Source organism: Kitasatospora sp. NPDC043949, assembly GCF_056435365.1.
Genome location: NZ_JBWKEQ010000005.1, coordinates 39,034 through 50,864 on the forward strand (window position 1 = coordinate 39,034; position 11,831 = coordinate 50,864).

Consider the following 11,831-nt stretch of genomic DNA (forward strand, 5'->3'; position numbering starts at 1 on the left):
GGCCCCGCCGCGAACGTGAAGATTTCCCCACGGGGGATTCACGTCATGCACATGACGTGACGTGCATCGCAGTGCCTTCATCGTCCAGCGGAGGAGCACCCTCATGAGCTCGCGCACCAGGCGCACCGCCTTCACCTCAGGAGTCGCCGCACTGGTCGCGGTGACCGGACTCGGCCTCGGCGCCGCGCCCGCACACGCCGACACCACACCGCCGACCGCCACCTGCGACCCCGCCCGCGACTACCTGTGGGAGGACATCGCCTCGGCCCGGGTCGAACCGACCGTCACCGACTTCCTCGCGGTCGCCATCACCCCCGGCACCACCGGCAGTTACACCAAGACCCTCAGCGAGGTCGACTCGGTGAGCACCACGATCAACACCAGCACCGAGGTGAGCGCCGAATTCAAGGCGATCTTCGCCAAGGTGAGCGTCAAGGTCGGATTCTCGGTGGCCAGCACCAAGGCGACCACCCGCACCACCACCGTCACCGACACCGTGAACTTCAACAGCCCCGGCTACTACGGCCTCTACCGCGGCACCCGGAAGGTCACCGGCGAGTGGGTCCGCTACATCTGCGCCCGCAGCGGGAACACGGGCTACTGGATCAACACCAGCCCGAACGGCCCCGGCACCTTCACCACCTTCGACGTCCCGGAGCAGGGGACCGTCTCCTGTGCCTACCCGGAGCCGGCCGGCACCCTGCGCGCGGCCGCCCGGGCGCGACTCGTCTGCTGATGCCCAGGATCACGGAAACGGCCCGACCCACCTGCTGCGAAAGCGAGTCCACGATGCCCCACCCGCACCGTCCGCGCTACCGCGCCCGCCGCCCGCTGAACGTCCTCGGCACGGCGGCCGCCGTCGGCGCCCTGCTGTTCACCGCCTCCCCCGCCGCCCTGGCCGCCCCCGCGTCGGCCACCGCACTCGCTGCGGACCCGGAGAGCGACTACCCCTGCGACCCCGGCCTCTACCGCATCAACACCGCCGGGGCCGACCGGCCGCTGACCGTCGCGCTCTCCCCCGGGAACCACGGCTCGGTCATCCAGTACTTCTGGGGTGACGAGTCGAACCAGAAGTGGCAGGTCTGCCGCAAGCACGCCTCCGACGGCCGCGAGCTGGTGTACTTCCGCGACAGCTGGCGCGGCTGGTGCATGGTCGTCGACCGCTGGGGAAAGGACGACGGCAACTGGATCATCACGGTCGGCTGCGGCGACATCGTCCCCGAGAACCAGGCGTTCTGGATGGCGAAGGTTCCGGGCGGCAACCGCTTCGCCCTCCAGAACCTGAACTCCGGCAAATGGGTCGCCGCCCAGAACCACAGCGACGGCCTGGGCTACCAGATCGTCCAGGACAGCCGACCGGACCTGTTCTATCTGCAGGCCGTCTGACCGTACGGCGCACCACCAGGAATGCCTGCCGTGCCCGGCCGGGGCTGTCCGGCCGGGCACGGCAGGTCCGTGGCACCGGCCTGTCCTCACACTCTTCAAAATACCCAGTGGGGTATATTTGGAGGACGGGCCAGGACAGGCCAGGACAGACACCCCATCCGGGGGTGCGACGTGAGGAGCAGCGCGATGTGTCGACGAACCACCTGCCGGACGTGCGGCAAGGCAAGCTACGCGGGGTGCGGCATGCACGTCGACCAGGTACTCGCCGGGGTGCCCGAGTCCGGCCGCTGCGCCTGCGACCGGACGAAGCGCAAGAGCGGCGGCTTCCTGGCGAGGCTGCTCGGGCGCCGCTGAGGGGCACGACCTGCCGGGCACCCTGCCGTCCCGCGCAAACGACCCGATAAGATGATTGACGGTGTGCCGGGAAGTCTGGTCGGCTCGGGGGACGACCGCAGCGCTCGGGCGGCGGCGACCCCGATCGTCGTGATGGGTCGTTTCCGCAGATGCACGCCGTGGGGATCGTTCTGGTTCTGGTGGTTCTGGCCACGAGCGTGGCCACCTTCGCCCGGCGGTTGCGGGTGCCCGCGCCCTCCCTGCTGGTCCTGGTCGGCCTCGCGGTCGCGATGGTCCCGGGTGTGCCCGCGCTGCACGTACCGCCGCAGGCCATCGCCCTGGTGGTGCTCCCACCCCTGCTCTACTCCTCCGCCGAGGAGCTGTCGTTGCGCGATCTGCGCACGGTGTGGCGCCCGGTGACGATCCTCTCCTTCGGCCTGGTCTTCGCCTCCGCCGCCGCCGTGGGCTTCGTCGCCGTCGCCGTCGCCGGGCTCCCGCCCGCGATGGCGTTCATGCTGGGGGCCGTCCTGTCCAGCACCGACCCGGTGGCCGTCACCGCGCTCGGCCGCCGGCTGGCGCTGCCGGGGCGCGTCCAGGTGCTGGTGCAGGCCGAGAGCCTGTTCAACGACGCCACCTCGCTGGTGCTGTTCAAGGTCGCCGTCGGCGTCGCCGTGGCCGTGGGCGGCACGGTGGACCTGCCTGCGGCGGGCGGCGAGCTCCTGCTGCTCGGCGGGGGCGGCAGCCTGGTCGGCGCCGCCGTGGCCGGCCTGGTGTGGCTGATCCGGCGCCGCACCGCCGACCCCGTCCTGGAGACCGTGATAGCCCTGGTCACCCCGTACGCGGCGTACGTGCTCGCGGAGTCCGCGCACACCTCCGGGGTGACCTCGGTCGTGGTCGCCGGCGTCCTGCTCGGCCGCTCCGGCCACCGCCTCACCGACGCCCGCATCCGGCTCCAGCTGCACGCCGTCTCCGCGGTGGTGGTGTTCCTGCTGGAGAGCGTCGTGTTCAGCATCGTCGGCCTGCAACTGCCCGCCCTGGTCCGCGACCTGCCGGCCGGAACCGGCTGGTGGCCGCTCCAGGCGCTCGCGCTGGCGGCCGTGCTGATCGCCGTCCGGGTGCTGTGGACGCTGCCGCTGACCCGCGGGGTCAAGCCCGCCCGCGGCCGGCTGTCCTGGCGGGTCGCCGGGGTCGTCACCTGGGCCGGCACCCGGGGCGTCATGCCGCTGGCGGCGGCCCTGTCCATCCCGCTGCTCACCGCGGACGGCGACCGGATACCCGGGCGCCCGCTCGTCCTGGTGCTGACCACGGCGGTGGTCGTCCTCACCCTGGTCGTGCAGGGCCTGACCCTCGCCGCCGTGGTCCACCGTTCCGGGCTCGCCCTGGAGCCCGAGCACACCGCCCGCGAGGAGGACGACGCCCGCGACGCCCTCAACCGCGCCGCCCTCGACCACGTCGACCACCTCGCGGCGCTGGAGGTCATGCCCGACACCGCGATCGACCGGGTCCGGCGCGGCCTCGCCGCCCGCCTCGACCGCACCCCCGAGACCCCCGACGGCACCACCGCCGACGCCGCCTACCGTCAACTCCGGCACGAGGTCATCACCGTGCAGAACGCCCGGCTGCACCGCCTCTACGCGGAACACCTCATCAGCGACACCACCCTGCGCCGCCTCCAGCGCGACCTCGACCTGGAGCAGGCCGGACTCGGGCGGGTCTGACCGGCCCGACCCGGCCGGCCGTGACGGCTTGCGGCCCCGGTCTTCCGCACCTCCGCACCGCAGGTCAGACTGTCGCGAGCAGTCCGACGCAGCACCGAACGGGGGCCACATGGCACAGGGCAGGAAGAAGCAGAAGAGACCACTGAGCGCGGCGGCCGCCGCCCAGCGGCCGAAGACCGCCAAGCGGAGACCCCGGAAGGACAACCCGCTCGCGCCCCGCACCATCCGCCGGGCGGCGGGCCTGGTCGCGGTGCTCGCCCCGCTGCTGCTCGTCGGCCTGATGGCGCTCGCCGTGGACCCGGACTACTCCGCCCTGTTCACGATCCTCGCCGTGCTGGTGCTCATCACCTCGCTGGGCGGGCTGATGGTGGTCCGGGCCGCCGGCTGGGTGCTCTGGCCCGGCGTCCTGCTGGGGGTCCTGCTGCTGGCCCTGCCACCCACCACCATCCGGGCGGAGGTGCTCGCGCACCGCGGGGAGCGGACCGAGGTCGTCGTCACCGAGGCCCACAGCTCGAAGGACCGCAGCGGCCGGACCAGCTGGTCCTGCGCGATCCGCCGCGCGGACGGGAAGCCGCTGCCGCACCCCGAGTTCCAGGGCTCGGGCTGCTCCGGGTCGTCCTCCGCCGGCACCACCACCACCGTCCTCGTCGACCCCGACGGCTGGGCCCCGCCGGCCGGCACCGACCTGGACCTCGCCTTCCTGCACGGCGGCGTCTACGCCCTGGGCGCCCTCAGCCTGCTCTGGGTCCTGCTCGTCACCGCCGCCGCCCGCCGCAGCCTCCGGGACTCCCGCGCCGCAGCGCCCGCCTGACGGTTCGGGTTCAGGAAGGCGGGCGGTCAGGCCGTGCCGGCCTTCGGCACGGTGTAGAGGCACTCCTCGATCCGGTCGATCAGGCCGCCCTCGAACCGGAAGTAGACGACGGTCGGGACCTCCTGGACGACCCCCTCGGCCGACAGCAGGTGGATGACGTGCTGCTGGAGCACCTCGTCCGGCTTCTCGAACTGGCGGAGGACCTCGAACCGCAGCGACTCGACACCGGCGGCGAAGGCCTTGAAGTGCACGAGCCGCTCGTCGATCGCCTGCTCGTCCTTGCCGTCGTTCTGCCACACGGTGGCCTTCTCGGTGCACAGCGCCCGGAAGCCGGCGAAGTCGTTCGCCTCCAGCAGCCGCAGACCCGAGATGACCGTCTCGCCGATGCTCTGTGCCATGCCGAACTCCTGTGTCCGTCGGGTCGAATGCGGGGATGGTGGTGCGGTGCTGCGGTCAGTGGGGAAGCAGGCCGAGGTGGCGCAGGTCGGTGACGTACTTGCGGACGAGGGCCGCCGACAGGTGCGGGATGTCCTGGTCGGCGCCGACCTTGGCGGCCCGCACGGCGGACCGGAACCCGGCGGCGGGGATCGCCGACCCGGGGACGCCTTCCCCGGGCCGCGCGAAGGCGCGCAGCAGGGGCAGCAGCGAGTGCTGGCGCTGCTTCTCCGGGAGGGCACGCAGCGCGGTGGTGATCCGGGCGAGCCAGTCGTCGTAGTCGTCGATCCGCCGGATCGGGTGGCCGGCCTCGATGAGCCAGTCGACGAAGGTGTCCAGGCAGACGCCGTCGTCGTGCGGGTTCAGCGCGTTGAAGGTCCGGTAGCCCTCGGTGGCCCGCGCGCCCAGCGCGGTGACGGCCTCGGCGGTGAAGTCGACCGGCAGGCCGTCGTAGTGGGCGCGCCCGCCGCCCCGGTAGAAGGAGCCCGGAGCGATGCCGGTGGCGAGCAGGCTGAGCAGCAGGCGGGTGAACACGTCGGGCACGTTCAGCTGCCCCCGGTACCTGCCGTGCGCGAGGATCATGTCCGAGCGCAGGGTGACGACCGGCAGTCCGCACAGGTCGTGGGCCTCGCGGAGCAGCACCTCGCCGGCCCATTTGCTGGTCGCGTACCCGTGCGCGTACCCGTCGTACCCGTACGCGTCGTCGTGCCCGTACTCGTGCTCGGATCCGTGCGCGGCGCCGCCGCCGGAGCCCCGGCCGAGGTGGCGCACCGGGCTGGTGACGCGGATGTCCCCGTCCTCGTCGAGGGCCGCGGCGCCGGCCACCACGGCGACGGTGGACACGTAGGTGACGGGCTTGAGCCGGGTGGTGAGCGCCAGCCGGATCAGTTCGGCCGTGCCGACGACGTTGGGCCCGAACAGCTGGTCGTAGGGCAGCACGTGGTTGACCAGGGCGGCCGGGTGGACGATCAGGTCCACGGTGTCGGCCAGCCGCTGCCAGGTGTCCTCGGCCAGGCCCAGCCGCTGCTCGCCGATGTCGCCCGTCAGCACCTCCAACGTCCCGTCGGCCAACTCCCGGTACCGCCGGAGCAGTTCGGCGTCACCGCTGTCGAAGGCGGCCTCCAGCCGCTTCGCCGCGACGGCCGCGTCGGCGCCACGGACCACGCAGACCAGCCTGCCGCCCGCGGGCGCCAGCCGTTCCAGCCACTCCAGGCACAGGAAGCGGCCGAGGAAGCCGGTGGCCCCGGTGAGCAGCACGGTGCGGACGGCGCCGTCGGGGCGAGGCAGCGTCGGGGCGGCGGCGAGCGTCGCCGCGTCGAGGAACCTGTCCAGGGTGAGGTCGCCGGCGCGGGCCTCGACGGCGTGCTCGCCGTGGACGGAGGCGACGGTGGGCCGAGCGGCGCCGGTGCGGCGCCGCTCCTCGATGTAACCCGCCACCCGCGCAAGGTCGTTGGCCGGGCTGATCACCACCCCGACCGGGACCTCGACCCGGAAGATCTCCGTCATGAGGGCGGCGAAGGACAGCGCGGACAGCGAGTCCCCGCCCAGGTCGGTGAAGTGCGCGTCGGCGCTCAGCTCGGCGCCCGCGCAGCCCAGCAGCGCCTGGGCGGCCCGGCCGACCGTCTCCAGCACCGGCCGGTCCGGCCCGGCCCGGCGCAGGTCGCGCAGCCGGCGCTCCTGCCCGTCGGCGAGTTCGGCGTAGAGCCGTTCCAGTGCCTCGCCGTAGCGCTCCCGGAGCCGGGGGCGCAGCGGTTTGTGGCTGTCGGCGAGCAGGCCGTTCGCGGCGCTGAAGGGTTCGGTCTCGATCAGGACGTCGCGCGGGATCTCGTAGGAGTTGAGCTCGGCCTCCTTGGCGATCCGCTGGAGCGACTCGATGAGCAGCGGTTTGAGCGACTCGGCGTCCCCGTCGGCCCTGGCCAGCGCGTCCGGGGCGGGGACGACCACGGCGAGCGGGTAGGCGCGCTCGCTGTTGCCGTACACGAAGATCTGCCGGATCAGCGGGCTGGCGACGAAGGCGGTCTCCAGGCGGGAGACGGCCACGAACTCGCCCTGGGAGAGCTTCAGGACGTCCTTGGTGCGGTCGACGTAGACGAGCCGGTCCGGCCCGATCTCGGCCATGATGTCGCCGGTCCGGTAGTAGCCGTCCGCGTCGAAGATCTCGGCGGTGAGTTCGGGCCGCTTGTAGTAGCCGGGGATGGCGGTGGCGGTCTTGAGCAGCAGTTCCCCGCGCGGGTGCGGCGAGTCGGTCCGGAAGTAGCCGAGTTCCGGGACGTCGACCAGCTTGTAGTCGATGACCGGCGGGCGCTGCACCACCGAGTCGAGCAGCACCCCGCCGGCCTCGGTGGAGCCGTAGCCGGTGTACAGGTGGAAGCCCAGGCAGGACTCGACGAAGGCCGCCACCTCGGCGGAGAGCGGGGCGGTGCCGCAGAAGGCCTTGGTGACGCGCCCGCCCAGGACGTTCTCCCGCAGGTCGGTCTTGACCGCCGTGTCGACGTCGCCGGGTTCGCCGGAGCGCCGGTCCAGTTCGCTGCGGTACCGCTGGAAGAGCAGGTCGCAGATGCGCGGGACCATGGTCAGCTCGGTGGGGCGGACCAGCGCGATGTCGTCGAGCAGGGTGGACAGGTCGCTCCTGGCGGTGAAGTGGCCGACGCCGCCCCGGGAGAGCGAGCCCATCAGCGCCCAGTGGCCGGCGAGGTGACTCTGCGGCATGTAGTGGACGCTGACCGGGGGTGCGTCCTCCGCGCCGTAGCTGAAGCCGTTCCACGCGGTGCGGACCAGCCGCTGGGGGTAGACGGCCCCCTTCGGGGTGCCGGTGCTGCCGGAGGTGTAGATGAGCAGCGCCAACGGGTCGTCACCCGGGTCTGCGACGAACAGGGGCGCGGGCGGCAGTCCGGCTCCGGCCTCGACCACGGCGGCCAGCGGGTCGACGGCCACCGGGCGGCCGGCCCCGGCCAGGCGCCGCCGGGCGGATTCGAAGGCGTCGCGCTGCTCGGCGATGTCGGGGCGGTAGTCGAACACGATCACGCGCCGGATCGAGGGCGCCCCGAGGACGGCTTCGACGGCGGTGTCCAGCCGCTCGATGCTCGCCGCGAGGGCGCGCGGCTCGGTCTCCGCGACGATCGGCGCCAGCTGGGACAGCGGCGCGCTGGACTGCAACGGCACGACCACCACGCCCGCGTGGAGGCAGGCGAGATCGAGCGTGGCGTAGTCGGTGCTGGTGAAGCCCAGGATGCAGAGCCGGTCGCCGGCGCTCAGCGGGTGGTCCGGGTGGTGGTGCCACTCGGTGGCGACGGCGCGTACCCGGGCCCACAGTTCGCGGTAGCTGACGGTCTCGAAGCCGGGCAGCAAGCGCCCGGTCACGGGCTCCCGCGCGCGTTCGCCGAGGGCGGGCCGGTCGGCGTAGCCCTCCATGATGGCCGCCATGACCTCGGCGAGTCCCTTGCCCGGATCACGCACGGCCGCGGTGATCGCCTCCGGTGGTTCGGCCATGCTGAGTCCTCCCGTAGTGTCCGGGTGATGTCGAAGTGCGGGCTGGGGCCCGGCCGGAGCGACCGCCGACTCCCTGACGTCAGGCGGTCGCTCCGGACGGCGGCGTCTCACCAGGCGACCGGCAGCGCGTCCGCTCCGCGGATGAGCCGTTCCGTCCGCCAGGTCACCTGGTCGGCCGGCACGGCGAGGTGCAGGCCGGGCAGGCGGCGCACCAGGGTGTCCAGCACGACGCGCAGTTCCATCCTGGCCAGGGCCGCGCCGAGGCAGTGGTGGATGCCGTGTCCGAAGGTGACGTGCGGGATGTTCTTCCGGCGGAAGTCGATCTCCTCGGGGCGGTCGAACACCTCCGGGTCCCGGTTGGCCAGGGAGAACTCGGTGACCACCGCGTCGCCGGCCCGGACGGTCTGCCCGCCCAGTTCGACGTCCTCGGTGGCGATCCGGGTGAAGCCGGCGGTGGCGCTGATCGGGATGATCCGGGAGAGTTCCTCGACCGCGTCGGGGATCAGGCCGGGATCGGCGACGAGCTCGTGCCACAGCTCGGGCCTGGTCAGCAGCGTGTAGACGAAGTTGCCGATCTGGTTGGCGGTGGCCTCCTGGCCGGCGGACAGCAGGCTGACCCCGAGGCTGACCAACTCCTCCTCGGTGAGCCGGTTCTCCTCGTCCTCCACGGCGACCAGTTCGCCGAGCAGGTCGCTGGTGGGCTCGACGCGGCGCTCGGCGACCAGGCCGGCGAGGTACTCGTTGAGGTGCCCGCGGTCCCGTGCGGAGCGGGCCGGGTCGGAGAGCATCAGCAGGCCGTCCACCCAGGCGTTGAACCGGTCGCGGTCCTCGACGGGCACGCCGAGCAGTTCGCAGATCATCGTGATCGGCAGCGGCCAGGTGAGCATCTGGGTCAGGTCGGCGGGCGAGCCCGTGGCGATCATGGTGTCGAGCAGGCCGTCGACGATCTGCTGGGCGCGCGGGCGCATCGCCTCGACCCGGCGCACGGTGAAGGGGTTGGCGACCCTGCGCCGCAGCCGGCTGTGCTCCGGCGGGTCCATGCTCAGCATCGAGGTGCGGGGCAGGCCGGCCGAGACGATGCGGGGCACGTCCTCGCCCGCGGCGGCGGCCCGGCTGAACCGGGGGTCGGCCAGCACCGTCCTGACGTCGGCGTGGCGGGTGACCAGCCAGGCGTCGCCGCCGTAGGGCAGGCTCACCCGCAGCACCGGCTGCTCGCCGCAGGCCTCGGCCAGCTTCGGGTCCACGTCGAGCTGCTCGGCCGGACCGAACGGATAGGCCCGCGGCCCTTCTTCTGTCGCGGTCATCGTGTCAGTCCTTCCAGTCCTGGCGGGCGGTCACAGGGACGCGCTCTTGCCGCCGTCGATGACGAGGTTGCTGCCGGTGATCCACGAGGCGCGCCGGGAGACCAGGAAGCCGACCGCCTCGGCGATGTCCTCGGTCTGGCCGATCCGCCCGAGCGGGACCTCGTCGGCCCAGTCCCCCTCCGATTCCATGCCGAGATAGTCGACGATCTTCTCGCGCGCCTCATCCGCCCCGGGAGTCATCACGTTTCCCGGGGAGATCGCGACGACCCGGATTCCGTCCGGCGCCAACTCGACCGCGAGGCCCTTGCTGTACACCTCCAGCGCGGATTTCGCGGCGGCGTAGTGCAGGATCATCGGGTAGGAGGAAATGGTCGCGATGGAGGAGAGGTGCACGATCACCCCGCCGCCGGCCGCGCGCATGGCCGGCACGAGTGCGGCATTGAGCCGGACGGCGGCCAGGAAATTGATGTCGACCGTGTACTGCCAGTCTTTCTCGATTTCCAGCGCGGTCTGGAAGGCCCGGCAGCCGCCCGCGTTGTTGACCACGATGTCCACCCCGCCGAGGGAGTCCAGCGCGGCGTCGGCGAACGCCCGCACCCCGGCCGGCGAGCTGAGGTCGGCCTGGATGAACTTGGCCGCGGACGGGGTGTGTTCGGTGGGGTTGCGGGCGGAGGTGACGACGGTGGCGCCGGCGTCGAGCAGGTGCTGCACGATCGCGGCGCCGATGCCCCGGCTGCCGCCGGTGACCACGGCCCGTTTGCCGTCCAAGTCGTGGGAAATCTGCGCGGTAAGGCGACTCTCGCTCACCCTGGGTTCCGCCACCTTTCGTTCCTGGGAAATTCCTTTCCGCGGCACTGGTCGGCAAGGGAATCAATTCTCCAGTTGCGACCCAGAAGGCGACGCGGAACCACCTGCACCACTATCCGTGATCTCCCGGACACGGTCAACATGATTGTGTCGATGCCGTGGATCGCCTGAGGCAATGCAGCACGGACAAGAGCACCCGCTGGACGCCGCGATCAACAGGGCCGATAATCGTGTGTTACCTATGTGCGGCCGACCACACCATTTTCCGCACGGCCCGGCGGTGATTCGCCGGAGCGGCGGAGAAGGCGCACACGGAATGTTCACACCATGAGTGCCGAGAACTCGGGAGAAAGCATGTCCAGCTTGGACGAGCCGTTCGTCGTGGGTGATCTGACGGTCCCCAACCGCATCGTGATGGCCCCGATGACCAGGATGCAGTCCCCCGGCGGCGTGCCGGGCGAGGAGGTCGCCGAGTACTACGCCCGCCGGGCGGCCCACCAGGTCGGACTGATCATCACCGAGGGCACCTACGTCGACCGCGCCGCCGCCCGCGCGTACGACCACGTGCCCCACTTCCACGGCGAACAGGCGCTGGCCGGCTGGGCCCGCGTGGTGCGGCGGGTGCACGAGGCCGGCGGCCGGATCATCCCGCAGCTGTGGCACACCGGGGTCGTGCGCACCGGGACGGAGCCACCCGCCGAAGGCCCGTCCGGGATCGGCCTGAACGGCGCCCCGGCCGGGCGGGCCATGACCCAGCGGGACGTCGACGACACGGTGGCCGCCTTCGCCGAGGCCGCGGCGACCGCCGAGCGGCTCGGGTTCGACGGCGTCGAACTGCACGGCGCGCACGGCTACCTGATCGACGACTTCCTGTGGAGCGGCACCAACCGGCGCACCGACCGCTACGGCGGCGACCCGGCCTCCCGCGCCCGCTTCGGCGCCGAGATCGTGCAGGCCGTCCGCGCGGTCGTCAGCCCGGGCTTCCCGGTCTTCTTCCGGTTCTCCCAGTGGAAGGTCGGCAACTACGGGGCCCGCATCGCGCAGAGCCCGGCCGAGCTGGAGCAGCTGCTGACCCCGCTGGCCGACGCCGGGGTCGACGCGTTCCACGGCTCCACCCGGCGCTACTGGCAGCCCGAGTTCGACGGCAGCGACCTCAACCTGGCCGGCTGGGCGCGCAAGCTCACCGGCAAGGCCGCCGTGACGGTCGGCTCGGTCGGCCTGGACCAGCAGTACGGCGAGGGCGAGTTCGCCCAGGGCTACACCAGCCGGGTCGGCGTGACCGGCATCGACGAACTGCTGGCCCGCCTCAAGCGCGACGAGTTCGACCTCGTCGCCGTCGGCCGCACCCTGCTCGCCAATCCGGACTGGGCCGCCAGGGCGCTGCGCGGCGACCTCTCCCGGACCGTCCCGTACGACCCGGCGGTGCTCACCAGCCTGGCCTGACAGGGCCGTTCGACGAACGGGCGCGGGGGGGGGGGGGGGGGGGGGGGGGGGGGGGGGGTGGGGGGGGTGGGGGGGGGGGGGGGGGGGGGGGGGGGAGGGGGAAAG

10 protein-coding genes are annotated in these 11,831 nt (G+C 72.5%); 6 read left to right on the forward strand and 4 right to left on the reverse strand.

Annotation, left to right across the window (positions count from 1 at the left end; translation table 11 throughout):
* Positions 1-103: 103 nt before the first annotated feature.
* The 5 genes from AC07AL_RS06570 (at position 104) to AC07AL_RS06590 (ending at position 4,248) form a co-directional block, all read left to right on the forward strand.
* Positions 104-736, forward strand: coding sequence for a hypothetical protein (locus AC07AL_RS06570; protein ID WP_363587143.1), 633 nt, complete (start codon positions 104-106; stop codon positions 734-736).
* A gap of 53 nt (positions 737-789) precedes the next feature.
* Positions 790-1,386 carry an RICIN domain-containing protein gene (locus AC07AL_RS06575; protein WP_363622785.1) on the forward strand — a complete coding sequence of 199 codons (597 nt, stop codon included), beginning with the start codon at positions 790-792 and terminating at the stop codon, positions 1,384-1,386.
* 186 nt (positions 1,387-1,572) lie between these two features.
* On the forward strand, positions 1,573-1,740 hold the full coding sequence (locus tag AC07AL_RS06580) for a hypothetical protein (RefSeq protein WP_363587141.1): 168 nt from the start codon (positions 1,573-1,575) through the stop codon (positions 1,738-1,740).
* A 149-nt stretch (positions 1,741-1,889) separates the two neighbouring features.
* Entirely contained in the window at positions 1,890-3,437 is a 1,548-nt protein-coding gene (locus AC07AL_RS06585) for a Na+/H+ antiporter (protein ID WP_478317065.1), read from the forward strand.
* 109 nt (positions 3,438-3,546) lie between these two features.
* Complete coding sequence (locus AC07AL_RS06590) at positions 3,547-4,248, forward strand: hypothetical protein (protein WP_363626305.1); 702 nt, start codon at positions 3,547-3,549, stop codon at positions 4,246-4,248.
* Between the two features lie 26 nt (positions 4,249-4,274).
* Here the strand turns inward: AC07AL_RS06590 and AC07AL_RS06595 are convergent, their stop codons facing one another.
* From AC07AL_RS06595 to AC07AL_RS06610, 4 genes are all read right to left on the reverse strand, one after another.
* The gene (locus tag AC07AL_RS06595; RefSeq protein WP_363587138.1) at positions 4,275-4,646 is read right to left on the reverse strand and encodes a nuclear transport factor 2 family protein; all 372 of its coding nucleotides are present in this window, start codon (positions 4,644-4,646) and stop codon (positions 4,275-4,277) included.
* Between the two features lie 55 nt (positions 4,647-4,701).
* On the reverse strand, positions 4,702-8,172 hold the full coding sequence (gene car, locus AC07AL_RS06600; RefSeq protein ID WP_478317068.1) for a carboxylic acid reductase: 3,471 nt from the start codon (positions 8,170-8,172) through the stop codon (positions 4,702-4,704).
* Between the two features lie 107 nt (positions 8,173-8,279).
* Positions 8,280-9,476: a cytochrome P450 gene (locus tag AC07AL_RS06605; protein ID WP_363587136.1), complete on the reverse strand. Its 1,197-nt coding sequence runs from the start codon at positions 9,474-9,476 to the stop codon at positions 8,280-8,282.
* A gap of 30 nt (positions 9,477-9,506) precedes the next feature.
* Positions 9,507-10,244: an SDR family oxidoreductase gene (locus AC07AL_RS06610; protein WP_400845095.1), complete on the reverse strand. Its 738-nt coding sequence runs from the start codon at positions 10,242-10,244 to the stop codon at positions 9,507-9,509.
* A 393-nt stretch (positions 10,245-10,637) separates the two neighbouring features.
* On the opposite strand from AC07AL_RS06610, the gene AC07AL_RS06615 reads away from it, so the two are divergent.
* The gene (locus AC07AL_RS06615; RefSeq protein WP_478317070.1) at positions 10,638-11,726 is read left to right on the forward strand and encodes an NADH:flavin oxidoreductase; all 1,089 of its coding nucleotides are present in this window, start codon (positions 10,638-10,640) and stop codon (positions 11,724-11,726) included.
* Positions 11,727-11,831 lie beyond the last annotated feature (105 nt).

What these genes read in the sequence shown, in the direction of transcription:
- AC07AL_RS06570 (WP_363587143.1), top strand. Translation starts at nt 104, where the DNA reads ATGAGCTCGCGCACCAGGCGCACCGCCTTCACCTCAGGAGTCGCCGCA.
- AC07AL_RS06575 (WP_363622785.1), top strand. Translation starts at nt 790, where the DNA reads ATGCCCCACCCGCACCGTCCGCGCTACCGCGCCCGCCGCCCGCTGAAC.
- AC07AL_RS06580 (WP_363587141.1), top strand. Translation starts at nt 1,573, where the DNA reads ATGTGTCGACGAACCACCTGCCGGACGTGCGGCAAGGCAAGCTACGCG.
- AC07AL_RS06585 (WP_478317065.1), top strand. Translation starts at nt 1,890, where the DNA reads ATGCACGCCGTGGGGATCGTTCTGGTTCTGGTGGTTCTGGCCACGAGC.
- AC07AL_RS06590 (WP_363626305.1), top strand. Translation starts at nt 3,547, where the DNA reads ATGGCACAGGGCAGGAAGAAGCAGAAGAGACCACTGAGCGCGGCGGCC.
- AC07AL_RS06595 (WP_363587138.1), bottom strand. Translation starts at nt 4,646, where the DNA reads ATGGCACAGAGCATCGGCGAGACGGTCATCTCGGGTCTGCGGCTGCTG.
- car (WP_478317068.1), bottom strand. Translation starts at nt 8,172, where the DNA reads ATGGCCGAACCACCGGAGGCGATCACCGCGGCCGTGCGTGATCCGGGC.
- AC07AL_RS06605 (WP_363587136.1), bottom strand. Translation starts at nt 9,476, where the DNA reads ATGACCGCGACAGAAGAAGGGCCGCGGGCCTATCCGTTCGGTCCGGCC.
- AC07AL_RS06615 (WP_478317070.1), top strand. Translation starts at nt 10,638, where the DNA reads ATGTCCAGCTTGGACGAGCCGTTCGTCGTGGGTGATCTGACGGTCCCC.